Genomic DNA, 25,317 nt, shown 5'->3' with positions numbered 1-25,317 from the left:
ATAGCGAGATTCATAGCACACTGCAGAGAATCTCCTCCTCCCCCATGCAACAGAAGAGAGACAGCCCTATGTAAGGGCCTGCCTCTCTTCATCCCAACCCTTAATTCACCGAGACGTTGTCTACGAAGGACTGTGTATAATGCGCTCCGACTCCCACCTTCCCTGAAGTAAGCGAGCTGTCCGAGATCGTGTTGAACAATGTGGTTACCGTACCGCCTCGGTTGCCCTTCACCGTGATAGAGCCGCTGCCCGTTATGATCTCTATGACCGGCCAATCCCAGTTCTTAATCGTATAGCTGCCAGAGTAGGTGGCAAGAGTCGTTGTCGTACCTCCTACTACCTTCTTCAGCTCAACCGTGTTCGTCGTTCCGCCGCCGAATTGTACATAGTACGTGTTGCTGGCATCCGTGTAGTGGAAGTAAACTCTCGTCTTGCCGTTATTGTCCCCAGCATCGGTCTGCAGCGCAGCCTTCAACGTGTACCCGCTCGTATAGGTCGCTCCTCCATAGATTCCGTCAGACGCACCGCCCCAATTCGTCAGCTTGAGCCGCTGGTATTCTACCGCTGCTCCTGTTCCAAGCGTCCAGTTCTGTGCCGCTCCGTCGTCGAAGTTCTCCGCATAGGGTGTAATAGTCCCGCCGGAACCGGTGCCGGCGCTGCCCACGAGGACCTCGATATTCTCAGCATAGGACTGAGTGTACTCCGCACTAAGGCCAATACGGCCGGAGGTCAAGGAGCTGTCGGAGATGCCTGAGAATAAGGTGGTGCTCGTGCCGCCTCTGCTGCCCTTCACCGTAATTGTGCCGCTCCCTGCTGTAATCTCGATGGTTGGCCAATCCCAATCCTTAATCGAATAGCTGCCTGAATAGGTGGCGAGCGTCGTCGTCGTCCCGCCAACCACCTTCTTCAACTCAACAGTATTGCTGTTGCCGCCACCGAATTGCACATAGTACGTATTGTTGGCATCGGTATAGTTGAAGTAGATCCTAGTCTTCCCATTGTTGTCACCGGCATCAGTCTGCAGAGCTGCCTTCAAGGTATAGCTGCCGGAGTAACTGGCCCCTGTATAGATGGCATTCGAGGTACCGCCCCAATTGCTCAGCTTGAGACGGCCATATTCAACGGAAGCTCCCGTGCCGAGTGTCCAGTTCTGCGCGGCTCCGTCGTCGAAGTTCTCGGAGAAGCCGTCGATGGTGGAGGTCGAGACGACGGAGGTGAAGCTCGACAGGTTCGTATTCGTATCCTTCGCACGGATCTTGAAGCTGTAGGATGTATTCGGTGTCAGATTCCATACCGTGTAGCTGGTCTTGCCGTAGGTGGAGCCGACATAGGTGCTTCCATTGTAGATCTCATACTCCATGACTCTGACATTGTCTGAAGCAGGCGTCCAAGATAAGCTCACGGAGCTTGTTGACCGGTTCGTTACGGTTAATCCAGATGGAGTTGACGGCGCGGTGCTGTCCATGGCCGAGAAGGTCGAATCTGCCAAGGCTGCCCTGCGGGTTCCGCCACCTCCTACGTTCGTGCTGCTGTTATTATCCACGACGTATAGCTTGGTGATGAGCGCCATCATATCGTCGAAAAACTTCTTCGACTCACCCGTGGCGGACGAAGATTGATCGAAGGAATAACCGTACACCTCTTCGAACTCCAGCCAAGCTTCGCGGGAGGCACTGAAGGCATAGGCATCCCAGCCTGTGTCATCCGCAATATAGGCGCCGTAATCTTGTAGGGCATGGAAGATCTTCTTCCCTGCTGCCGTCTGAAGACCTAAGCTGGCCTCCGTTGCAGATGGATGGATGGCCATGAGGGAGCCCATCTCTATCTTGGCGTTCGTGCCATGATAGTTGGATGGAGCGCCGGCATCTGAACGATCCGCCGGCCACCGGTAGCCCTTCGTTGCATCAGCTGTATTGTAATACAGGTAGTTGCCCCATACATTCAGCTTCAGAGCATGCTTGATGGGATCACTTCCTGTGAGCTCACCATGGCGCAGCGATCCGCCAATCGCCGACAAGCCGGAGCCCCAGTGCGTCCCCCCAATGCCTTGACCTTGAATATCGAGATCCTCGCCCCATCGATAGCCGAATACATTCCCTCCCGCGGTACAGCGAGTCAGCGGCTCAAGCTGAATAAGCGTCCGGCCGTCGGGCTTCAGGAAGGCGGCAACATTGTTAGGGGTGCTGTAAGGATTGGTCGTGGCATCCCCTACGATGAATTCATCAGGGATATTAATTGTTCCTTGCGGATTCGACGTATCACTGCAGCGGCTTGTCCAATTGGGCACGCCATAGATGTTGCGGACGGGATCGGTGGACTTTGTTTTCACATGGTACTCATAGTCCGTATGGAAGTAACCGCCCCCTGGAAAATGCCCCATTGACTGATAATCTGCATTAGCTCCAATCGGCATATTCCATATGCTGTCCTGCGAGAACGGCCACAGCCACGGGTCCCTCGCTGCAGATGCGCTCGCCGCTGCTACCGTAGTGCCGATTAGAAGTGCCGCTCCTGTAAGCGTTAACATTTTACCCCAACTTAGAGCCTTCCATCTCATCATACTCACTCCTCCGGTTATGGTTAATGACGGCTTCCTCGGTTGCCGCCTCGTCTATAGCATAGATAGAATTCGTACGGCAAGCTATAGCAATCTATCGTGATTCATAGAACTATACCGTCAATGTGGGTTCGCAGGACGCAGCACAGCAATAGGCTGCCTCTGCACTTGGAGGGGTGCTTGGAGACAGCCTACCTTGTTCTGTATGAATAGAGTGGTTCACCTTGATCCCGCGGCCTGCGCTACTTCTTCTCCACATGCAGCAACTTCACACTCTTAACGGTATAAGTGCCGCTGACTTGCTCCTCCGTGAGCGCCCCCAGCTTGATGGCACTCTTGATCTTCGCGGAGTCTGCTGATGAGATATGCAGCCACAGCGCCTTGTCTGGCAGTGCCTCGAACAGTCGCTGTCCATCATACTCCTTGCGCTCCTGATACGTTACCCTGACCTTGTAGTTCCCGACTTCAAGCCCAGGCTGGTCCATCTCGCCGCAAGCTGTCAGCAGCTCGGTTCGGAGCATTCCAAGCTCCTCTTCAATCTCCCGCTGCTTCTGCTTCAGGAGATAATACCGCTTCACCTGCTTGTCCATAGCTATCACTCTCCTATGCTACATAGGTATGCAGCTGGGAGACGAATGAGTCTACTTATTGTCTGTCTGCACAGTCCTGCCCTCAACGAGCTCTGACAGACGGACCAAGAGGGATTCTAGATCACCAACACGCGCACTCATCTGCTGCATGCTAGCCGATTGTTCTTCCAGACTGGTTGTAATCTCTTCCATCGCGGCGCTCGTCTCTTCCGTGACAGCGGTAATCGCTTCAATATCTTCTGCACTGCTCGATGTACGGGAGACCAGTTCACTCAGCATCACTCTCATCGCGGAAGACATCTCTGACACATGATCTGCATGATGAAGAATATCCTTGAACCGAACGCTCGTCTCTTGTGCAGACTCATTAATCTGCGTCAATGCGGTGCCGCCTGCGGCAATCTTGCCCGAGACGAGTGCCGAATGCTCATGAATGCGTGTCAATGTAGCTGTAATCTGCTCCATGGAGTCTTCAGCCCCGCTGGACAGCTTGCGTATCTCCTGCGCAATAACGCCGAACCCGCGGCCATGCTCACCTGCTCTTGCCGCTTCAATGCCCGCATTAAGCGCCAGGATGCCAGTCTGCCTGACAATAGCAGAGATCGTGCTCGTCACACTGCCGATCTGCTCGCTGAACGCCGTCAGCTCCGACATGGAAGTGACGGTGTCTTGAACGGCCTGATTCACCTGCTCGATGTCTGTCACCAGAGAGCTAATTCGGTTAAGACCTTCTCTCGTAATCTCGGTCGTACGATGTGAATTGGAATCCAGCTGGTCCGTCGACTCCGAGATCTGTCCGATGAAGCCCTGCATGTCGCTTAGAGAAGCATTAAGGATGGAGGTGCTTGATGCCTGCGAACGGGTGCCTATGCTCACTTCAGCAACGCTGACGGCTAGCTCGCGGCTGATTCGCTCCGAAGAATCAGCCTCCTGCTTCACAGACGAACCGAAGGCAGAGAGCACTTGAGATGAACTCTGCACCTCTGTGAGAAGCAGCTCAATTCGGCTATTCTGACCCTGCATATGTCTCATAATATGGCTGCCGACCAAGCAGACCGCAATAGCAGCAGTATTCACAATGAGCAAGACTGTGTACATAACGACGATATCGAAGGCGGATTGATTCGTCATGGTCTCGTTCCATATGACATGAATGGTTAGGGAAGCGAGCGATGCCCCCATTGTGAATAGACTCACTCGATTGTTGAAGTAGATCACGGATATGGCTACATAGATCATGCACACAGCCCATGCGCTCGGTGAAGGAATGAGCCAGATGAGCGTGAAGCCGATGGAATTGCCGATTCCGATGAGCCAATACTTGCCGCTTGGACGCGAGGCCGTCGATCGGTAAGACAGCAGCAGCACCGCAATCATTAAGATAGATGCAGCTGTGCAGCCTACGGCATAGATCATGTCAATAAGGCCGGTTAGGTAGATGAGCCAGTAGAGCGGTGGAGACGAGATGAGCAAGCCGAGGAAGGTCGTGTAGAGGATCTTGGATGCAAGCTGCTCGAATGGAGAGATGGATGGAGACGCTTCAGTTGAACTGGAATGAGTATTCAATGCAAGTACACCCCTTATGAATAACTTTACCTTCTCTTAATATCGACATATATATCCAACTATGAATAGGGGAATGAATAGATTTGTATGATTTTAAGAATATAGAAAAAAGCCCACTCCACAAGAGCAGGCCCTATCATTAGGGTAGGTCGTCATGACAAAATTATATCCCTCTCGACTTGAACAACGTTGCTATGGAGCCGCCATCCACATTCGCCCGAATCGCTTCCGTAATCGTATCAGCAATTGGAATGACAATCAGCTTATCCGACTTGGATGTATCCTGAAGGATAGAGTCGGTCACCACAATATTGCGGAGGCGAGGATGGACAAGCTTGCTTAGCGCATGGTCAGAGAATAGGCCGTGAGTGGCAACCGCCAGACAATCCTCAGCCCCTGACTCGACGAGCTTATTAATGACGCTGTGCAGCGTCTTCCCCGTATCAATCAAGTCCTCAATAATAATCGGCGTCTTACCCTTCACATCACCGATGATGTTGAACGTCTCTGTCCCGGTCTGGTTATCCTTACCCGTTACGACGATCGCGAATTCAGCGTCCATGTAGCTGGCCAGCTTCTCTGCCGTTGAAGCACGTCCTGCATCTGGGGAGACGATAACCGGGCTCTTGATGGACAAGGTCTTCAAGTAATCCGTCAGCGTATCCAGTGCGGTCAGATGATCCACCGGGAAGTCGAAGAAGCCTTGGATAGCAGCCGTGTGGAGATCAAGTGTAATAATACGGGAAGCACCGGCAGCTGCCAGCAGATCGGCCACCAGCTTAGCCGAGATGGCTTCGCGAGGCGCACGCTTGCGTTCTTGGCGAGCATATCCGTAATACGGCATGATGATGTTAATTGTACCTGCAGAAGCACGCTTAGCCGCATCTATCATCGCCAGCAGCTCCATGAAGTGCTCATTAATGGGATCCGACAACGATTGTACGATGAAGATATCGCATGTACGAATCGACTCCATGAACGCTACATAGACCTCACCATTCTTGAACCGGGACAGCTTCACATCGCCTAGCGGGACTCCAAGCTTCTCACAGATCTGTGTAGTCAGGGGAATGTTGGACGAGCCTGCAAAGATTTTGATTTTGTCTGTAATCATCTCAGAATACCTCCATAGCAGTAACAGTAATCATTGAGGCTATTATAATCATGTTTGGAGGAAATAGCACGTCCTTATCAAAAAAGGTGTGAAAATGTGCCTTACCGGAGCCGTTCACTTATAATCATCCTCTGAAGTTTACAAACAATCTTTGCAAGATATACAACCTTTGCGCGAAGTATGACCGAGAGACTACTTTCATAGTGAGAGGAGTGTGACTCGATCGTTATTGAATGCGGTTACAAAATCTTGCATCAGAGCAGTTATTTTATCAATTGGAGAAGTCTCATCCCGATGACCTTCCAACCCGGGGATTCCACTCAATTCAAGACGGGGACCACATGCTCCGGCGTTACGTTAGCTCCTAATGGCTCCGGAATGGAACAGCCATAGCCATTCAGTAATCTGCCTTCTCGGATGAAATGATAGGCTGATAGACTTAGCCTATCAGTCCATTATTAATCGACTACCCGCATCGTTCGCCTCATTTTCTCCAGGTCTGGCTCCACGCCGAGACCTTGCCCTGACGGAATGTTCAACCTGCCTCCAGTTAACTGGAGAGGCGCTTGTAGATAAGCTTCGGATGGATCGTTGCCTATCTTCCATTCCATATAATAGCTGCACTCAGGCAGGGCGGCGGCTAGTTGGAGTGTGGCAGCCAGTCCAAGTCCGCGTGATGTATTATGCGGAGCATAAGTCACACCGAAGGCTCGGCATAACACAGCTGCTCGAACCGCACTGGCAATTCCGCCGCACTTCACCACATCCGGTGCATACAGCTGGCATGCCCCTGAGGCAATGAAGCTGCGGAACGTATATAGGTTCCAATCCTGCTCGCCAACATGGATAGGTACAGGAAGCTGGCCAGCCAGCTTCACATAGGCCTGAACGTCGTCATAGCGGCAAGGCTCCTCATAATGATAGATATCCGCCTCCTTCACGAAGTGATAGAACCGCACGGCTTCCGTATAGGAGTACGAGCTGTTCGCATCCAGCATCAGCTTCATGCGAGGCCCAATTGCCTCGCGCATCACATGCACGCGGCGAACATCTTCCTCTAGGTCCACTGCTTGCCCGGTTCCTAGTCTAGGTCCTACCTTCATCTTAATCGCCTCGAAGCCGTATTCCTCAATACTGCTGAGCACCTTGGCCGCTTCTTCCTCCGCACTCAGATGTCGGCTCATGCTGGAGCCATAGAACTTCACTTCCTCACGGCAGCGGCCCCCGAGCAGATTGTAGACAGGCTGTCCAACAGATCGTGCGGCCGCATCCCAGCAGGCTATCTCAACCCCGCTGAAGGCCATAGCCAACAGTTGCCCTGCAATCTTGTACTTCCCGTTCATGACATTCTGCTCCAGCTTGGCATGACCGAAGGGACTCTGCCCAAGCACGAGCGGCTTAATGACCTGATGAATGAGCTCTTCCAGCACCGCTTCCCCTACTCTGCTGCATTCACCGAATCCGCTAATTCCCGAATCCGTCTGCACTTCCACGAACACAGCACCCTGTGCTGCATAAGTGATTATATTAGTAATAAGCACACGCACCATCCTCCCCCTAGAACAACTCCAGCTGCTTCGGCGCGAACGGCTTCGTCTCCTGTCCGAGCATCTCCATCAGCCGAGCAGCGTTCGCTGCAGCATGCCCACCAGAGTTGTTGTTGAAAATCACATAAATCTCCTTCGTCATTCCCTCTAGCGTAAGCAGACGATCCTTCCACTCGCTGAGCTCTTGCTCGCTGTAGTTATACAGGTAGCGCACCTCACGCCAGTTGGGACCGCCGCCGCCATTCCAATGCTCGGCATTACGCCCATGCATGCGCACAATGGTCTGCCCCTTATCCGTCGCCTGCAGCACAATCGGAATGGAGCCAGCTCCAGCTTGCGGCTCATCGCATACACTGTGAATCCAGCCCTCCTGCTCCATGAAGGCCAGCGTCTTGTCCTTCATCTCTCCATCGAACCAGCTCTGGTGACGGAACTCCAGTGATACGGGCAGACCCTGCATACGTTCACGCGCTTCTCGCAAAATATCGACATGAGGCTTGCTGCAATCGAACCAAGGCGGATACTGGAACAGCACGGAGGCCAGCTTGCCTGCCGCGGCAACGGGAGCAATCGAGGCGCGGAACGCCTCGAACATAGCCTCTTCAGATGGGAACGGGTTCGGTCCGCGAAGATGACCGGTCATTCCTTGGTAGGCCTTAATGACGAACCGGAAGTGAGGGGGGGTATCCTCCTCGGCCCAGCGTGCAAGCACCTTCTCCGCCTGAATGGCATAGAAGGTGCTGTCTACTTCTACGCAGGAATGATAGGTGCTGTATATCTTCAGCCGGTCGCGTGCTGATACTCCCTTCGCATACAGATCGGTATGGTCACCCCAGCCCGCCAGTCCGATATGAATCATCGCTCACCCTCCTCACATCCGTTATAGCAGCTCTTCCGATAGATACGGACTGCTCTTCAGCAGCGCCCGTATACGCTTCTTCGTGCTCGGCCCATGCGGCAGTCCGACCTGGCGGTTAAGGAGCAGCCACCTGATGCAAGCTATCGCTTCAACAAGCTCCGAGTCCCGCTCACAGTCCTTGTTATCAGCCAGGTAGGCTGCCTTGAAGGCAGCTGCCAGCCTGTCCGACAAGTAGATTCTGGCGAGTACGGTTGACCAAGCAACATCATATCTTGCATCGCCCAGCTGTCCATTCGTCCAGTCAATAATCGTATAGACTCCGTCCTTCTGTACAATATTGCCTAGGTGATAATCGCCATGAATGAGAACCTGCTGCTTGTAATCCACCTTCGAGAAGAGGCTGTCCAGCCGCTCCTTCAGATCATCATAGTATTCGATTCCGGGGAAGAAGTACGGGATGAAGTCATAAGCTGGCAGAGGCTGCAGGAACCGGGATACGTCCGCTCTGTGGACGCGGGACAACAGCTGAGCGAGCTCCCGCACCTGCTTCAGCTTCACCTCAGCAGGAGGGATGCCGTCATCTGGCGTGAGCAAGACGGGATGGTTCTCCCCGTCTACTCCCCAGCCTAGGGGGCGAGACACCGCGACTCCTTGCTCGAATAGACCCTGGAGCAGCCTATATTGGGCAGCGACGTCGGGGCGGGATTGTTTGCTCCATCTTTTCACAATTAGGGGTTGTGAGGAATGGGGGCTGGCTACTCGAATGACCTCGGCCTCAAGGCCTCCATCTAATGTGGTGAATTGCAGCTGCTCCGGCTGATCCGCCAGGTGGCGGAGGCTGTCATCGAGCGCTGTGAAGCGGATGCTGGTCCATAGATTCATGCCGGTTCACTCCCCTTAACTCCGAATAAGAAGGTCTCCAGCAAGGCTAGCCGCTCCCCGCTCAGAGGCTTCGAGTTGTCGTATGGCATGATAGCTTCGGCCGGCAGGTCCCACTTCACCTCTCTGCGTGCGAGCGAACGGCTGAACTCCTTCCAATGAGCCAGCTTCCACTGATCCTGCTTCAGCCCTCTCGCCTGAATGCGTTGCTTGTACAGCTCCTCGCCAGGGAGATAGACGATCAGCACCTTCACATCCACATCCTCCGTCGTTGCGCCGATCCGCGCTAACTCCTGCTGCAGCCACTCGGGCTCTCCGGTCTCCTTCGTTAGTGGGCCAACGACGATGACGTCGCCTCCCAGCTCCACATTCTCCAGTGCAGCGTCCATCGTAATCCGGTATCCCAGATCGCGGCACAGCGTCTTGTATATGGCGGAGTCCCGGTCCTGCGGATCCTGACCTGACAGCTTCATAATGACTTGCGCAGCTGGACGCAGCAGCGTGTCCATATCGAGCAGCACCGTCTTGGTCCGCTTCGCTATCTCCTTCGCCACTGTCGTCTTGCCCGCCCCAGCAGCACCAACTACGAACAAGAGCTTCCTCATGCCCGGTTAGCTTCCTGCCGCTGCTCTGCTTAATTGAAGCTCTCGCCAGACGGTCTTGTTGCTGTACTGCCGCTCGCTGCTAATGTCTGGTCCGAACCACGCTGGCGGGTTGAAGGCATTCGCTTCTTCGATAGAGGCGAATTCGACCTCGACTACGGTTAACTGGAGCTGATCGTATACATCTACTTCGAGTATCGTCCCGTTCCACTCTGCCGTGATACGGTTCTTCGTCAGTGCAACCGCATTGTGCGCGCGCGCCACCTGCTCATAGATGCTCTCTGAGATCTCGTACTCAATCTCTTCCCTTGATAGACCGTTGCCCTGCTTGAAGGTATGCGTGTAGGTGCGTTCATTCGTGCTTAAGTCGGTTAATCGTCGAATTCTAAGCTCCTGCTGCTCGTCAATCGCCAGATAAGTCTGTTCAATACACTGCTCTCCCTGGATGCGCAGAACCCCTCGGTCTGCCAGCTCCTGTACAGGCTCCGCCAGCAGGAACTTGCGTTCAATCTCTAAGGCCATGTCCTAACCTCCTCGTCATTAGCTAGATTATACCTCTAGAGGCTGGGGAGATCCAAGACGCCGCCGTTCCCGCCACCCTATAATTACAACCGCCCTTCTGCAAAAAAAAAGTAACCACCCATCCCACCTAACGGGGCAAGAGGGTGGTATGACCATAGTAAGTACTAGAAAGTGATTAGTTAGTGGAACCTGCTATGCTGGCATTCTGCCTCTTCTGAATGGCATGAACGCCCATCACGATAGCAATGAGCTCGTAATGATCCAGGTGCTGTGATTGATTGTTCAGGCAGAAGGCTCCGGGATGGAGCCATCCGCTGATTTTGGCAAAGGACGCCACCTCGTTCTCATCCTCATCTAAGACGGCATACTCATTCGAGAAGGCAGGCGATACAATCTCATAGATGCCTCGACCGCCTGAATCGTACTCATACTTCTTCTTCAAGAAGCTCATCCTCGCACGCAGTACACCAAGCTCACAGTCGTCCGCCGTTGTAATATGCCACTTATTCGAGAAGAAGGGGAATTCCCCTGCGCACATCTTCAATCCCTGCCCATTGTATACATCCAGCCCCGAGCCGAACGCACTCCGCAGATCCAGTGAACCGGCATGGTTGCCTTCCGCGTCCATAATATCGCTGCTGCCAGCATTGAAGAAGTTGTCTCTGAAGTACAGCTCCATTGTTCATCCCTCCCTACAGACTAATACGCCGCACGCCTCCTAATTGTTGCGCATGAATGGAATATTATTGAAGACAGTGCTGTGGTATACTGCTGGAAGAAGAGACGTCAGGAGGGTACGTTATGACCATATATGTCATTCAAGCGTTCAGTGAGGACGGGATGGAGAATGTGTATGTCGGCGAGGATAAGGAGAGAGCTCTGTCCTTGAAGCCAGAGGACTTCGAGAACTGCGACGCACTGTTCGTCGAGATCTGGACCGATGGGGAGAAGACCGATGACTTCCGGTTGGGGTCGGAGGAGTGAGGATGGGGAGGCGGGAGGCGGTTCGAGGCTTGCTGTGGTGCTTGCTGAGTCTGACGGCGGTGATGGTTATTGGGGGGTGTTCGGATCATTTAATCAAGCGTCAGAGCGTTAGGGATATGGATTCGGCAGCTTTTCCCCGGTCAATAAGTGAGGAAGATATTAAGAAAGAAGCGGATGGAAAGGACCACATCGTATTAGAATGGAGTAAGGGTGACCAAGGAAGTAAACACTCATCGGTTAATCTTCCCCTCGCACAGAGCGGATACTACCAGCCTCTGCGGGAGGTCAGCAAGGTCACCTATAGCAAGCCTGTTCGAATCCGTTCCCATTGGGATAAGCTGCCATCAATGCTGACTGAAGCAGTTCGTCCTCTTGATACTGATGAGCTCCCTTGGAAGGCTGGGGAGGAGCTGGCTTATGTGGCCTCGTTCGAGAAGGATGGCAAGAGGCATCAACAGGTGCAACTGACCTACCTGCAAGATATGTCTTCTGGAGCTGGAGATGAGTTCATTATCCTTAGGATGACGGAGCTGGCTGAGGACCCTTGGGCTGCCGCGGATATTGCTGCGGCTGACACCTTCGATAACCCCATTAAGGTGCATAAGCTAGGCGGGAAGCGGCCTGTAACGCTATATCATCATATACTGGCGACGGATAGCAGCTACACCTATCAGTACTACAATTATAATGATGCTATGGATAGGGTTGATGTGACGGTGAGTGCGGCTAACGAGATTAACTTCTACTCTGACGGTATTTTGTACCAAGTAGGCTACCACTTGGACGGGGACCATCCAGATCAAGATACTCAGGACCGTATGGTCAAGCTTGTGGAGAGCTGGCTTGATGGAACATAGTGTGCTTACCTTCAGCACAATGTGTGGAGGACTCGCCGAATGGTAATCGTCCTCGGCTGCCTCGAATTTCTTGCACTTCTGCACCTCAATCCTGCCCGGACACGAATCCCATTGCAAGCGGCTGGCTTCGCAAGCTTAAGCACTTAACGAGGCAGATCCTCGTTAAGTCCTCTAGCAACCCCCTTCTAGGCTGACTTAACACGGAATATCCTTGTTAACGTGAATCCCAATCGTTACACACCTGCCTTCTCAGACACTTAACGAGGATAATCCTCGTTAAGTGCTCCAGTCCCCCCCTTCAGATTGACTTAACACGGAATATCCGTGCTAATGTCATTCGTCTGCGCCAGGCTATTGAGCGCCCCACCTACACCAGATGGCAAGCGACATAGTGCTCTCCGCCCATGTCGCGGTAGTCCGGGACCTCGGTCCGGCACTGCTCCACCGCCAGCGGACAGCGGGTGTGGAACTTGCAGCCGGACGGCGGGTTCGCCGGACTCGGCAGGTCGCCCTTCAGCACGATGCGCTCGCGTCGTGTCTCCGGGTTGGACACCGGTACGGCCGATAGCAGCGCCTTGGTGTAAGGGTGCAGCGGATTCGCGAACAGCTCACACTTCGGCCCCAGCTCCATCATCGTACCTAGATACATGACACCAATCGTGGTACATAGATGCTCGACGATGCTGAGGTCATGCGAGATGAATAGATACGTCAGTCCCCTAGCCTCCTGCAGATCGCGGAACAGATTAATAATCTGCGCTTGAATGGATACATCCAGCGCGGATACCGGCTCATCGGCGATGATGAAGTCAGGCTGCAGGATTAGCGCGCGTGCTATGCCAATTCGCTGACGCTGACCGCCGGAGAATTCATGCGGATAGCGATCATAGTGGTACGGAGCCATCCCGCATAGCTGCAGCACCTCCTTCGCCCGCTCCATCGCTTCCGCCTTCCCGCACAGCCCATGATCAATGAGCGGCTCAGCAATCGCATCGCCCACCTTAACTCGGGGATTAAGAGAGGAGTAAGGGTCCTGGAAGACGAACTGCATCTGAGGGCGCAAGCCGCGAAGCTTAGCCTTGTTCAGTTCGTATATGTTGGTGCCCCGGAACTTCACCGAGCCCGACGTCTTGCTCACCAGCCGCAGAATTGTCCTGCCCACCGTACTCTTGCCGCAGCCTGACTCTCCCACCAGCCCGAAGGTCTCCCCCCTCCGAATGACGAAGGACACCCCATCGACCGCCTTCACCTGGCCAATCGTACGCTGCAGCACGCCCCCGCGTATTGGATAATAGGTGCGAAGATCCTCAACCTCCAGCAGCACATCACTTGCCATCCCGCCTCACTCCTTCCTGATGCTCGTCCTCCTCATACAGCCAGCAAGCCGCCTTATGCCCCGCCGTCTGCTCCTCCAGCGGAGGCTGCTTCGTACGGCAGATCTCCATAGCATGCACACACCGCTCGTGAAAAGCGCAGAAATCCCCCAATGTCAGCGGATTCCGCACCTGGCCAGGGATGGTGTAGAGCCGCTCCGCGGACTGCCCCAGCATCGGCTTCGCCTTCATCAGCCCTTGCGTATACGGATGCTTAGGATGACGGAACAGCTCCTTCACCGGAGCCTCCTCCACCACCTTCCCTGCATACATCACGACCACATGATCCGCCATCTCGGCCACGACGCCGAGGTCATGGGTGATGAACAGAATGGAGGTGCCCAGCTCGCGCGACAGATCCCTCATCAAGTCAAGGATCTGAGCTTGAATCGTTACATCAAGCGCCGTAGTAGGTTCGTCCGCAACGAGCAGCTTCGGCTCGCAGCTGAGCGCGATCGCAATCATGATTCGCTGCCGCATCCCTCCGCTCAGCTCATGGGGGTAAGCCTCCGCCACTCCCTCCGGCCTAGCGATGCCCACCATGCGCAGCAGCTCCAGCACCCGGCTCCTCGCCTGTGCCCGAGACATGCCCCGGTGCTCCTGCAGAGGCTCCATAATCTGCGCTCCGACCTTGAACACTGGATTCAGCGAACTCATCGGCTCTTGGAAAATCATTGCAATCTCGTTCCCTCGAATGCGCCGCATCTGCTTCTCCCGCAAGGCGAGCAGATCCTCGCCTTCGAACCGAACCTCTCCCCCGTCAATCCGGCCCGGCGAGGAGATCAGTCTCATCAGCGACAGCGCCGTCACGCTCTTGCCGCAGCCAGACTCGCCGACGACGCACACCGTCTCCCCGCGGTTCACCTTGAAGCTCACTTCATCCACCGCTCGAACGACGCCTCCTTCCGTCCGGAAGGAGGTTCGCAGCCCGCGGAACTCCACGAGCGGCTCACCAACCTTCCCAGCCGCCAAGCGTCCTGCTCCATCCCCAGCCTTCTTACCCTCCAAGCGTCCTGCCCCATCCCCAGCCTTCTTACCATTCAAGCGCCCTTCCCCATCCCCAGCCTTCTTAGCATCCAAGCGTCCTTCCCCATCCCCACCCATCCTGCCTTCCAAGCGTCCTGCCCCATCGACCGCCTGTCTGAACCGAATAAGCCTCTCTTCTTGGCCTACAGCCAGCCTCTTCCCTTGCCTGTGTTCTCCTACAGCCAACCGGCTCTCCGGCCTTCCTGCATGCTCCGTAGTCGTATGAATCTCCTTCTCTTCCGACAACCCCGCTGCTTCGCTCTCCACTCCAGCCATCCTCGCTCCCCCCTATCGCTTCATCTTCGGATCGAGGGCGTCGCGCAGCCCGTCGCCGAACATGTTAATGGCAATGACCGTGATGAAGATGCATAGTCCCGGCGGAATCCACAGCCACGGCCGCTTCTGGAAGTCAATCAGATTGTTAGCCGACTGAATGAGATTGCCCCAGGACGGGGTTGGCGGCACGACGCCTATGCCGAAGTAACTGAGCACCGCTTCCGACAGCACCGCGCCGGCCACAGTCAGCGTAGCGACGACGATAATCGTCGGAATGGTGTTCGGCAGCAGATGGCGGAAGATGCGGCGATGGTCACGCAGCCCCAGCACCTCGGCCGCCTGCATGAACTCCTGCTCCCGCAGCGTCAGAATCTCGCTTCGGACGAGCCTTGCAAGCGAAGGCCAGCTGAGCACGCCTAAGATCAGCATGACAATATAGATCCGCATCTCTGGCGGAACTCGCAGGTCCGACAGCACCGCCCCCAATATGATGAGCAGCGGAAGCGAAGGCACCGACATCATGATGTCGGTCAGCCGCATGATGAGGCTGTCCACCAGCCCCCCGTAGAAGCCAGCCACCGCGCCAAGCACACTGCCGATGACGACGGAGATGACCATCGCGACGATACCGACCGACAGCGAGATGCGGCCCGCCAGCAGCACGCGCTTCAGAATATCGCGACCCAGCTTATCCGTACCGAGCCAGTGTGCATCGCTTGGCGGCTTGTTGCCGTTCATAATATTGATCTTCTCCGTCTGATACGGAGACAGCATCGGGCCGAATAGACAAGCGAGGATCATAACGACTAATACCGCGAGTCCAGCCATCGCCAGATGGTTGCGGCGCAGCCTGCGCAGGGCAAGACGCCAAGGCGAAGCTGGCCTCCGGGCGATGCTAACACTGTCATAGGTCGCAGCGTCAACTGTTCCGTGTTCAATCTGCATAGCTCCCCCTACCTCCGATCCAGCCGAATGCGAGGATCCGCAACCGCGTATAGGATGTCTGCCATTAAGTTGCCCAGCACCGTCAGCAGTGCCATGAACATCGTGAAGCCCATCAGCAGCGGATAGTCCCTCACATTAAGCGCATCCAGGCTGACTCTCCCAATGCCCGGCCAGTTGAAGATCTGCTCCAGTATAATCGCTCCTGCGAATAGCCCCGGCAGCTCGAAGCCGAGCAGCGTAATCGCGGGAAGGAGCGCATTGCGCAGCGCATGCTTGTAGATGACCTTGCCCTCGGACAAGCCCTTCGCCCGAGCCGTCCGAATATAATCCTTGCGGACCACTTCCAGCATGCTCGTGCGGAAGTACCGCGTCAGAGAGCCGATGCTAAGCATCGACAACACGATGACGGGCATGGCGGCATGCTTCACCACGTCCCACATATATGCGAAGCCAGTACGATCACTGGCTGTCGTAGTCATTCCTCCGACAGGCACCCATCCTAGGTCCACGGCGAACCACTTGATCATTAACAACCCGATGAAGAAAGAAGGGAAAGACATAGCAGCCATAACGAGAATCGTCGTAACGCTGTCAAATAAGGAGTACTGCTTGGACGCCGATATGACGCCTACAACAATTGCGATGAACCAGGACAGAATCAAGGAGGCGGAAGCGATGATGAAGGAGTTCCACATATACGTCCTTATTACATCCGTGACCGGCTGCTTGAATTGCAGCGAATCTCCGAACTGTCCTTGGATGGCGTTGCCTATCCAGATGAAGTAGCGCTCGACAAGCCCTTTGTCAAGACCATAGATCTCTCTAAGCTCCTGAGCACGCTCGGCAGTCAGCCGCTGATTCGTATCCACGAAGTCTCCCGGGGCCAAGGAGAAGACTAAGAACACAACGATGGACACCCCGAATAATGTCGGTATGGCGTACAAGAGACGACGAACGATGAATGGCCACATACCGCTCCTCCTTATAGTAGAGCCCAGCCGCCTACACGGACGGCCGGGCAATGGGACAATTGGTCAACTAATCCTCGTAACTGACCATCTAACCTCTACTTAATCTCAATCTTATGCAAGTCACTTGTGAACTCGCGGAACGGAGACATGTCGAACCCTTGCACCCGGGCATTGACCGCCCACATATCTCTTCGCTGATAGAGGAAGATGTACGGCAGGTCATCATTAAGCACCTTGTACAGCTCTTGGTAGACCGGCTTACGCTTATCTATCTCGAGCTCCGATATTCCCTGAGCGAGCAGCTTGTCCGCCTCAGCATTGGAATACCCGATATCATTATAAGGACCGCCAGTTCCGAAGATCTCTGTCGTATCCGGCTCCGGGGTCAAGCTCCATGCCATGAACAGCATGTCGAAGTCGCCCTTCTCCCGCTTATCGAGCATCGCGTTGAATTCCATCTGTTCGGCGACGAATTCAATGCCAAGCTCCTTGTAGTTCTCTTCAGCAATCGGAATAATCGCTTCATTCACAGGATTAGGCGTACTGGCGGCGAACGAGATCTTGAACTTCACGCCGTCCTTCTCCCTGATGCCGTCTGAACCGACGACCCAGCCTGCCTCATCCAGCAGCTTCTTCGCTGTCTCCAGATTGAATTCATACTTATTCACATCGTCGGTGTAAGACCAGGATACCTTGGACTGCGGTACGTTCAGCACATCTGCATACCCTTGGTAGACGGCATCAACGATCTGCTTGCGGTCGAGACCGTAGGTGAGCGCCTGGCGCACCTTCTTATCCTGGAACAGGGGACGCTTGTGGTTGAAGGCAATGTAGCCATATCCATTGGTAGGGAACAGATTCACATCAAGGAAGCCGAACGACTGCAGCTGCTCCACGCTATCCTTGTTCACCGCCACCTGATCAATGTCGATCTCTCCTGTCTGAAGGAGCTGAATACGGGTATCATCCGTCGTGGTCTTATAGATCAGGTTAGGAATCTTAGGCGCTCCGTTCCAATAGCTCGGGTTCGCCTTCAGTCTCACTTCCTGGCCTGCGATGTACTTGTCTAGAATATAAGGACCAGACCCCATCGGCTTCAGATACAAGTCCTTCAGATAATCGAGATTGCCCTGCTTATAGCCCTTGCCATAATACGCCTTGGAGATGACTGGACCTCCAAGCGTCGTCAGCGTCGTTGCACTAATCTTCTCCGTTGTGAACTCAATTGTATGCGGATCGACCACCCTAATACCGGAGATTGACGTGGCCTTTCCTTCCTTGTAATCCTTACCGCCCTTAAGGCTCGTTGTCGTAGCGTCAACCGGACCGGTATAGGCCTTGTCGAACAGCAGCGTCGTGGTGAAGGCCACATCTTCGGCTGTTATGGGAGTTCCATCGCTGAACTTGGCGTCCTTGACCAGATGGAAGGTGTACACCAGCTTGTCCTCCGAGATGTCCCACTTCTCCGCGAGCCCTGGGCCTGGAGAGCCATCCTTGTTAGTGGAGAGAAGCGAGTCGAATAATGCGGCATTAACATAGGCATCATAGACCGATTCTTGATAGAGCGGATGGAATACACCCTTCGGAGCGTCGATGCCGACGATGAAGGTATCCTTGCGAGCCGTCGCAGCGGACGGGTTCTTCGATAGATCCGAGGCAGGGATGAGACCGTCGGTCTTAAGACCGCTCTCCTCTGGGGGCGCACTTTCGCTCGGTTTTGGACTTGACGGGTCATCCGTCGCATTAGGGGAATTCCCGCCACCAGAATTGTTCGAGCAAGCAGATAACAACAGAACACCAATGAGCAGCAGCAGACATAGGGAACTCCAGCTTCTTTTCATCGTAGACCACCTCTTCAATTGGGTTATGTATATTAACTTTAGCAGCTTGATTTATATGAAAATTCAGACAATTAAGCTCGTGAGGCTTCGCTGCTAAATTCATTTTTGGAGCCGCAACATCCACATCCCCTTATAATTAGATATTTTCCGTCTTTTCCCTTCTTTTCACCTCAACAAAAAAAGAATAAACCCTAAATATAGGAATTTACTCCTTCACAACTAATTCTATATGCCTGCATATGTCGATTAATATCTAGTTCCATGCAACTATATCCCTCTTACAAAATATAAATGATAATTCCCCGCTCTGTTCTCTCCTGTCTAATGATATTCATTCTCTCCAGCTCCAGCAGAGCTTCGTTCAGCTCCTTCGCCTGGAAGTCCATCCCCTTGTAGACTAGCAGATCTACAAGCTCCAGCAGCGTAACCTGGTAGCCGCTCTTCAAGCTCTCTCGAATTAAGGAGATGAGACTGGAATGAAGAGGCTTCGCCGCTCTGCCGCCATTCGCCCCTGACTCGAAGCGGCTGCGTATCGCTGATACCTCGTGGTTGAACTTGTCCCGGTAAGCAAGCGAGATATCACGCTCAAGCTCTGCCGGCACCTCCAGCCCCTCCTCTCGGAGCAGGGAGAAGACGGTACTAATATGGTCATCCACCTGGTCTGCATACCGATGGAGCGATTGAAGCAGATTATCGTTGCCCGCCTTCGCATCCTGCCTGATGAGGGCCAGCTCATCTCGAATATGCGACACTTCATCGACCTTATCCACAATGCTGCTCAGCGCGCTCTGCACCATCCGGTTCTGCGCGGAGGATTCATACGATTGCACATAGGAATAGACCATAGCTACGATGGCTAGGAGGATAGAGGACAGCGTAGCAGCGAAGGAGATCTGATCGATCAGCTCCTTCGCATCATAGAACTTCCATACGAATAGACCGATTATCCCAAGCGTGAGATCTATCATGATGAACCAGTAGATCAGATCCCGGCGCCGCATCTCTCCCAGCATGTTAGTCTGCTCCTCCCTTAGAGCATGCCTCCATAATCTTGCGTGCTTCCTCCAGGCTCCCGCACAAGGTGAAGACAAGATCCAGCTTGGCGATATAGAACAGCTCTCTAATAATGGAATCGTCAAGGATTATGACCATCGGACAGGCACTGCTTGCAATCTTGTTCTTGTAATAGATCAACACTCCGAATCCCGTACTGTCAATAAGCGTCAGCTTACGAATATCCATAATACATCCCTTGCTCGTCTTGTTGAGTGCGGCAAGCTTCATCTTCGCCTCTTCATAGTTGTTATACGTAAGCTTGCCCGAGGCCGTAATGTGCTGCACAGAGTCACACACCATCTCGTCAAATTGAATGAGATGCTCCTGCACCGCGGTTCACTCCCTTCTTCCATAATTCAATGGTTAATCTCCCGCTCGCATCCTGGTCGAACGTTAATCCATCCGCTATCATCTGGGCAAGCATAATACCTCTTCCCCGCTCTTCCTGGAATAAGCTCTCCATGCTGCCTCGGCTTGCCTCCTCCAAGGTGGCGACCACCTGCGGGCCCGCTTGATTGGAGATGGAGACGAATACCTCATCCTGCACCATTCTTAGCGTCATTGTAATGGTCGTCACCGCAGCTTGCTCCTCACCGCTGCTCTCACCCAGCTTCACCACCGCTTCTACCGCATTAATCATCAGCTCATGAATGGCGAAGCACAGCTTGAAGGACTGATCCTCAGCCACTCCCCCTAGGAATACCTTGCTGAGCTCATCGGTTAAGTCTATTAAGTCATGGCCGGGCGCACTCTCAATCACCAGCTTGTACAAGGCTGTCATCCTCTCCCTCATCTCGAAGTTGTATCCTGCTTCACTTCATACTCTTGCTTCAATAGCAAGCAGGCAGATATCATCCGGCCATGACCCTCCTGAATTCATCTCAAGCTCCAGCTTAACTAGCAGCTTCTCAATCGGCTCGTTATATAACGTTACTAATTCATCCCTTAGTCTGCAGAACGTAGCTCGAGGAGAGGTATCATACACTTCGAACAGTCCGTCTGTATAGAGGAGGATTCTAGCCGCAGTCTCATAGCTGAACATCCCTAATTGATAGTTGGCATGATAGTCAATGCCTAACGTTAAGCCGCCTGCACTTAGCTCTTCGACCTTCCCGTCATCTCGAATTCCTATTCCGTAAGGATGCCCTGCATTCACATAATGCACCTGCCTTGCGGCTGGATTAATCTGCACACAGAGCGCCGTGCAATAGACGATGGTATCGTTGTAATTAGACTTGAACAGCTGGCATAAGTGCTTGTTCAGCAGGTCCATAATCTGAACAGGATCGGAGACGGAGGCCAGCATATTCTGGAGGAAGGCGTGTATATACATGCTCACCAGTGAGGAGGATACGCCGTGCCCCATGACATCAATGATGATAGCCGCGCTCGTTCCACAGTCATAGACACGCCAGGTATACATATCGCCTGACAGCTGGCTGGAGGGGACATAACTGCCCCTGAAGGTAACAGCCTGACTGTAATGGGGGGCGGGGAGTACGGACTGTTGAATACGCTTAGACAGTTCCATATCGGACACCATCCTCAGCTCGGCTTCCTTGCGCTCGGTAATATCCATTAGCGTTCCCGTGGTGCCGATGGTCTTCCCATCTTCACCGAGGAGGGGCTCGGACAGCGCCTCCACCCACTTGACACTCCCGGACTTAGTAACCAGCTTCACTTGGAGCCTGGTCGTCGGCTGTCCCTTAATGTGCTCCAATGCCTCCTGATTATCTTGAACCTCTTCCGGACTGCCATACTCGAATACATAATGGCCCAATGTCTCAGCGACTGAGTATTCAGAGACCGCTTCCCAAGCCGGGTTCAGGTAGGTCCACCGCCCATCATTATCTGTCTGATAGATGACCTCAGTCACTCGGTTCAGTACACCGTTGTAATTTTCCGAGAGGTCGCGATATCGCTGTTCGCTCTTCTTCAGTTCATCCGTCAAGCTGTTGGAAGTAAGCAGATAACTGACGACATAATACGCTAACGTTCCACCGAGCACAGAGACGATGACTTGCTGCAGGAAGATGGTTAAGAAGAACGGCGTCTCTTGATAGAGCAGGTAGAGACCGAAGACGAGCAGTTGGAACACATTGAGCAGGTGAAATGCCGCCGCGCGAGGCCACTCGAACTTCGCCCCAACTTGTCCAGATACCCATCCAATCAATAGAATGAGCCCGGCTGAATGAATCGCAATCTCGTTCACTCCGAAGAAGAACAGCCTTGTAACTGCAATGAGGAGAGCTGCTGGAAGGGCTGCATATACCCCTCCGAATACTCCCGCTAGGACAAGCGCAATCGACCGCATGCTGACACGGGTCTCAGAGCCCTCCCATGTTGGAATGCTGAATACGACGAGCAATCCTCCAAGTACGCCTAGGATAAGGCCTGCACGTATGCGTGCTGTAGGCTTAGCCGCTAGGCTGAACATATCCTGCTTGAACGAGTGGCCGAATACGAATAGATAAGACAACAATAAGCACAGATTCATCATATATCCTTCCAGCAACGCCCCATCTACCTCCTCGCTGTGCAATGTGGCTATATACTAGATTATGCATCCGGTTAATAGATTGCCCTTGGTAAGCGCCTTAATCTACCGCAAGATTAATTAAGGGAAAGGAAGACTTCTCGATGGTTGACATGTCAACTTCATGAGGATATAGTTGACTTATCAACGATTATAGATCGGGAAGGAGACTATACCCTATGGAGAAGCAGATGCATGACACGAATCTGGGCAGGATGATCTCACTCCTCTATCGTCAGTTCCAGATGCATATTAATCGGGAGCTGAAGGCGCTGGGAATTAACTCGTCACAGTATATCTATCTGGCTAACCTGTACGAGAAGGACGGGATGAATCAGGAGGCGCTCTCATCTGCCCTATACATTGACAAGGCAGCAACCGCGCGGGCATTGGATAAGCTGGAGACTAGTGGTTATATACGCCGGGAGGTGGATGCTCGGGATAAGCGTTCGAAGTGTGTCTATCTGACTGAGCAGGCCTTAAGTGTGCGACCTATCATTATGGAAGCGCTCATGAAGTGGAATCAGATTATTCAAGAGGATCTTAGTGTAGAGGAGATTATGCGGACGAGCGAGACGCTCAGCCGGATGTCGAACAGTGTGCTGAGTCACGCGAGCGGCGGTCCTATCGGGGAAGGAGATAAGCAATGACTAGACTAATTCGAATTGCCATTCTGTCCATCTCTCTGCTCACTGTCATGGCTGGAGCGGCGGTCGCTCCGGCTCTGGGGAGTATTGGCGAGTTCTACACCGGGGTGGACCCCTTGCTCATTAAGATGATTCTCACCTTGCCCTCGCTCGTTATTATTCCTGCCAGTCTCCTGTCGGGGAGATGGGCACCTGTGCTCGGTAAGAAGCAGTTGCTGCTCGCCGGCATCGCCTTATATGTCATTGGCGGCGTTGGCGGCGGGTTCACGGATCATATAGCGACACTGCTGCTGTTCCGTGGGATTCTTGGGCTTGGGGTAGGCATCATTATGCCGCTGTCTACAGGGCTTATCGCTGAGCTGTTCAGCGGAGAGGATCGGACCCGAATGATGGGCTATTCCACCGCTGTCAATAACCTTGGCGGCATTATCGCTACCGTGCTGTCCGGCTTCCTAGCAACAGTGAGCTGGAGAATGTCGTTCGGCGTCTATCTGCTCGGCCTGCTGGTGCTGGTGCTAATTGCTGTGGCGCTGCCTCGATTGGAGAAGCAGCCTGCAGGCTCGACCAGCTTCACTTCCCTGCCGATGGGCAGCCTCTCGCTCATGATGACGGCTGGATTCTTCATCAGCATTATCTTCTACACCGTGCCGACGAATCTGTCCCTCTATATTGAAGGCCGAGGTCTAGGAAGCGCCCAGACCTCCGGATTATTAATCTCCAGTATGACCTTCGCTTCCTTCCTGTCCGGCATGCTGCTAAGCCGAGTAACCAAGTGGCTTGGCCGGCAGCTCGTCGTCGTCTCCTTAGCGAGTATGGCCGCGGGGTTCGGGCTGTTAGCCTTCACGAACCATCTTGTGCCGATTGTGGGCGGCTTGCTGCTGGTCGGCCTTGGCCTCGGGCTCCTCATGCCGACGCTATTCCTCACGACGTCGAAGTCAGTGAAGCCGCCCCAGATTACCTTCGCGCTGTCACTGGTTAGCAGCAGCATGTTCCTCGGGCAGTTCCTCTCCCCGCTGCTCGCTGGTCTATTCGGCTCCTCGGTAGAGGCACCCTACCAGTTCTCGATGACGCTGGCGCTGGCCGCCATGCTCGTGGTCTGGCTCATGAGCCGCCGCCGCGCCGGTCAGCCGGCGGTATCGCGGTGAGCGGCGCGATGGGGGGCGCGATGGGGGGCGTGATGGGGGGCGTGATGGGGGGCGCGCTGGATGCGCGCAGCTGGGGGCGGCCTTGTCCGGCGCAGGGGCAAAAAAGGCCGCAGCATCGTAAAGTGATGCTGCAGCCTCCCGGTCGGTGAGTGGAGTTAACACGGATTTCCCGTGTTAACCCCACTCAGTTAGCCGAGGTTCGACGGGTTAACGGGGTTTTTCCGCGTTAAGTTACTTGGAGCAGGTTAGTTTGGTGCTCCCGCACTCCGTTAACACGGATTTCCCGTGTTAACCCCACTCAGTTAGCCGTGGTTCGACGGGTTAACGAGGTTTTTCCGCGTTAAGTTACTTGGAGCAGGTTAGTTTGGTGCTCCCGCACACCGTTAACACGGATTTTCCGTGTTAACTGCCCCCAGTTAGCCGAGGTTCGAGGGGTTAACGGGGTTTTTCCGCGTTAAGTTACTTGGAGCAGGTTAGTTTGGTGCTCCCGCACACCGTTAACACGGATTTTCCGTGTTAACTGCCCCAGTTAGTCAAGGTTCGACGGGTTAACGAGGTTTTTCCACGTTAAGTTACTTGGAGCAGGTTAGTTTGGTGCTCCCGCACACCTTTAACACGGATTTTCCGTGTTAACCCCCCTCAGTTAGCCGAGGTTCAACGGGTTAACGGGGTTTTTCCGCGTTAAGTTACTTGGAGCAGGTTAGTTTGGTGCTCCCGCACACCTTTAACATGGATTTTCCGTGTTAACTGCCCCCAGTTAGCCGAGGTTCGACGGGTTAACGGGGTTTTTCCGCGTTAAGTTACTTAGACCTGGGCCCCTTAGCCGCACTACTGTTGCTGCCACCGCCGCCACCCTTGCCAGTTCTGCTCCCGCTGTTCCCACCATTCCCGCCGGCACGACTGCCGCCGCTCGCGTTCGCTCCTGCATCACTCGTGCTTGCTCCTGCAGCGCCCGCTTCCGCGTTCTTCGTGCCCTTGCTCTTATAAGGCTTCGGCGCACTCTTCAGACGATTCGCGCTCGCCTGCCACCGATTCCACCCCTTCTTGTCCGTTCCTCTTCCTGTACCGCCCTTAGCCTTCGCCATCCTCATCACTCCACTGCTTCTATATTGCATAACCTGCATGATTCTTATTGTTAACCAATTGCCTAAGTTATCTACCATACCCTATACGAACCCCAATGTACAGTTCTGTTGCAAAAACACACCACCCTATCGTATCGCGAATTCGGAAATTCGAGCTCCTGAACGAAAGGGATAGTGTGCAAAAGGAGGAAAGGAGAGCTAGCCGCTCCCGACCAGACTGTATCACCTCGGCTATCAATGACAGGAAGCAAGAGCAACTGGCTGTCTCCTGCCTTTGGCGGCAATCGCTCGTTCGTTCCCTAATAAAAAGCTCCCAGACACCAAAACGTCTGGAAGCTC

General features: G+C 53.9%; 23 protein-coding genes and 1 pseudogene. 4 read left to right on the top strand and 20 right to left on the bottom strand.

What is annotated here, in order from left to right:
- Positions 1-100: 100 nt before the first annotated feature.
- The 10 genes from ACFO9Q_RS15635 to ACFO9Q_RS15590 all read right to left on the bottom strand — a co-directional run bounded on the left by ACFO9Q_RS15635 (position 101) and on the right by ACFO9Q_RS15590 (position 10,915).
- Positions 101-2,560, bottom strand: coding sequence for a fibronectin type III domain-containing protein (locus tag ACFO9Q_RS15635; protein WP_379183670.1), 2,460 nt, complete (start codon positions 2,558-2,560; stop codon positions 101-103).
- 239 nt (positions 2,561-2,799) lie between these two features.
- Positions 2,800-3,147: a hypothetical protein gene (locus tag ACFO9Q_RS15630; protein ID WP_379183668.1), complete on the bottom strand. Its 348-nt coding sequence runs from the start codon at positions 3,145-3,147 to the stop codon at positions 2,800-2,802.
- Between the two features lie 51 nt (positions 3,148-3,198).
- A complete protein-coding gene (locus ACFO9Q_RS15625; protein WP_379183666.1) occupies positions 3,199-4,713 on the bottom strand; it encodes a methyl-accepting chemotaxis protein in 1,515 nt (504 codons plus the stop codon).
- Between the two features lie 163 nt (positions 4,714-4,876).
- Complete coding sequence (locus ACFO9Q_RS15620; protein ID WP_379183664.1) at positions 4,877-5,827, bottom strand: ribose-phosphate diphosphokinase; 951 nt, start codon at positions 5,825-5,827, stop codon at positions 4,877-4,879.
- Positions 5,828-6,285: 458 nt separating this feature from the next.
- Positions 6,286-7,368, bottom strand: coding sequence for a mandelate racemase/muconate lactonizing enzyme family protein (locus ACFO9Q_RS15615; RefSeq protein ID WP_379183662.1), 1,083 nt, complete (start codon positions 7,366-7,368; stop codon positions 6,286-6,288).
- A gap of 16 nt (positions 7,369-7,384) precedes the next feature.
- Positions 7,385-8,233, bottom strand: a complete 849-nt coding sequence (locus ACFO9Q_RS15610; protein WP_379183660.1) for a DUF72 domain-containing protein — start codon at positions 8,231-8,233, stop codon at positions 7,385-7,387.
- Positions 8,234-8,254: 21 nt separating this feature from the next.
- Positions 8,255-9,115: a phosphotransferase family protein gene (locus ACFO9Q_RS15605; protein ID WP_379183658.1), complete on the bottom strand. Its 861-nt coding sequence runs from the start codon at positions 9,113-9,115 to the stop codon at positions 8,255-8,257.
- Positions 9,112-9,717 carry an AAA family ATPase gene (locus tag ACFO9Q_RS15600; RefSeq protein WP_379183656.1) on the bottom strand — a complete coding sequence of 202 codons (606 nt, stop codon included), beginning with the start codon at positions 9,715-9,717 and terminating at the stop codon, positions 9,112-9,114. Before ACFO9Q_RS15600 ends, ACFO9Q_RS15605 begins: the two co-directional genes overlap by 4 nt.
- 6 nt (positions 9,718-9,723) lie before the next feature.
- Complete coding sequence (locus ACFO9Q_RS15595; RefSeq protein WP_379183654.1) at positions 9,724-10,236, bottom strand: CYTH domain-containing protein; 513 nt, start codon at positions 10,234-10,236, stop codon at positions 9,724-9,726.
- Between the two features lie 175 nt (positions 10,237-10,411).
- Positions 10,412-10,915, bottom strand: a complete 504-nt coding sequence (locus tag ACFO9Q_RS15590) for a hypothetical protein (protein ID WP_379183652.1) — start codon at positions 10,913-10,915, stop codon at positions 10,412-10,414.
- Positions 10,916-11,037: 122 nt separating this feature from the next.
- Here ACFO9Q_RS15590 and ACFO9Q_RS15585 point away from each other — a divergent pair, with 122 nt between their 5' ends.
- Together ACFO9Q_RS15585 and ACFO9Q_RS15580 are read left to right on the top strand one after the other, a co-directional pair.
- The gene (locus ACFO9Q_RS15585; protein ID WP_379183650.1) at positions 11,038-11,220 is read left to right on the top strand and encodes a hypothetical protein; all 183 of its coding nucleotides are present in this window, start codon (positions 11,038-11,040) and stop codon (positions 11,218-11,220) included.
- Positions 11,221-11,222: 2 nt separating this feature from the next.
- The gene (locus ACFO9Q_RS15580; protein ID WP_379183648.1) at positions 11,223-12,077 is read left to right on the top strand and encodes a hypothetical protein; all 855 of its coding nucleotides are present in this window, start codon (positions 11,223-11,225) and stop codon (positions 12,075-12,077) included.
- Between the two features lie 367 nt (positions 12,078-12,444).
- Here ACFO9Q_RS15580 and ACFO9Q_RS15575 read toward each other — a convergent pair whose 3' ends face one another.
- The 9 genes from ACFO9Q_RS15575 to ACFO9Q_RS15535 form a co-directional block, all read right to left on the bottom strand.
- Complete coding sequence (locus ACFO9Q_RS15575) at positions 12,445-13,413, bottom strand: ABC transporter ATP-binding protein (protein ID WP_379183646.1); 969 nt, start codon at positions 13,411-13,413, stop codon at positions 12,445-12,447.
- The gene (locus ACFO9Q_RS15570; protein ID WP_379183702.1) at positions 13,403-14,422 is read right to left on the bottom strand and encodes an ABC transporter ATP-binding protein; all 1,020 of its coding nucleotides are present in this window, start codon (positions 14,420-14,422) and stop codon (positions 13,403-13,405) included. The genes ACFO9Q_RS15575 and ACFO9Q_RS15570 overlap by 11 nt, the downstream gene beginning before the upstream one ends.
- Positions 14,423-14,764: 342 nt before the next feature.
- On the bottom strand, positions 14,765-15,697 hold the full coding sequence (gene opp4C, locus ACFO9Q_RS15565; RefSeq protein WP_379183644.1) for an oligopeptide ABC transporter permease: 933 nt from the start codon (positions 15,695-15,697) through the stop codon (positions 14,765-14,767).
- An 8-nt stretch (positions 15,698-15,705) separates the two neighbouring features.
- Entirely contained in the window at positions 15,706-16,668 is a 963-nt protein-coding gene (locus ACFO9Q_RS15560) for an ABC transporter permease (protein ID WP_379183642.1), read from the bottom strand.
- Between the two features lie 95 nt (positions 16,669-16,763).
- Positions 16,764-18,509, bottom strand: coding sequence for an ABC transporter substrate-binding protein (locus ACFO9Q_RS15555; protein WP_379183640.1), 1,746 nt, complete (start codon positions 18,507-18,509; stop codon positions 16,764-16,766).
- A gap of 278 nt (positions 18,510-18,787) precedes the next feature.
- Positions 18,788-19,522, bottom strand: coding sequence for a hypothetical protein (locus ACFO9Q_RS15550; protein ID WP_379183638.1), 735 nt, complete (start codon positions 19,520-19,522; stop codon positions 18,788-18,790).
- Between the two features lies 1 nt (position 19,523).
- Positions 19,524-19,895, bottom strand: coding sequence for an STAS domain-containing protein (locus ACFO9Q_RS15545; protein WP_379183636.1), 372 nt, complete (start codon positions 19,893-19,895; stop codon positions 19,524-19,526).
- Positions 19,870-20,358, bottom strand: coding sequence for an ATP-binding protein (locus tag ACFO9Q_RS15540; protein WP_379183634.1), 489 nt, complete (start codon positions 20,356-20,358; stop codon positions 19,870-19,872). The genes ACFO9Q_RS15545 and ACFO9Q_RS15540 overlap by 26 nt, the downstream gene beginning before the upstream one ends.
- A gap of 24 nt (positions 20,359-20,382) precedes the next feature.
- Entirely contained in the window at positions 20,383-22,080 is a 1,698-nt protein-coding gene (locus tag ACFO9Q_RS15535; RefSeq protein ID WP_379183632.1) for a SpoIIE family protein phosphatase, read from the bottom strand.
- A 200-nt stretch (positions 22,081-22,280) separates the two neighbouring features.
- On the opposite strand from ACFO9Q_RS15535, the gene ACFO9Q_RS15530 reads away from it, so the two are divergent.
- Together ACFO9Q_RS15530 and ACFO9Q_RS15525 are read left to right on the top strand one after the other, a co-directional pair.
- Positions 22,281-22,751: a MarR family winged helix-turn-helix transcriptional regulator gene (locus ACFO9Q_RS15530; protein ID WP_379183630.1), complete on the top strand. Its 471-nt coding sequence runs from the start codon at positions 22,281-22,283 to the stop codon at positions 22,749-22,751.
- Positions 22,748-23,893, top strand: coding sequence for an MFS transporter (locus ACFO9Q_RS15525; protein WP_379183628.1), 1,146 nt, complete (start codon positions 22,748-22,750; stop codon positions 23,891-23,893). Before ACFO9Q_RS15530 ends, ACFO9Q_RS15525 begins: the two co-directional genes overlap by 4 nt.
- A 956-nt stretch (positions 23,894-24,849) precedes the next feature.
- On the opposite strand, the pseudogene ACFO9Q_RS15520 reads toward ACFO9Q_RS15525, so the two are convergent.
- A pseudogene (locus ACFO9Q_RS15520) lies at positions 24,850-24,984 on the bottom strand (DUF3934 domain-containing protein); the annotation flags it as partial.
- Positions 24,985-25,317: the final 333 nt, after the last annotated feature.

The organism is Paenibacillus sp. GCM10023252 (assembly GCF_042653305.1).
GTDB lineage: Bacteria > Bacillota > Bacilli > Paenibacillales > Paenibacillaceae > Pristimantibacillus.
The sequence above is the reverse complement of the archived record's forward strand: the minus strand, read 5'-3'. Positions and strand labels throughout refer to the sequence as shown.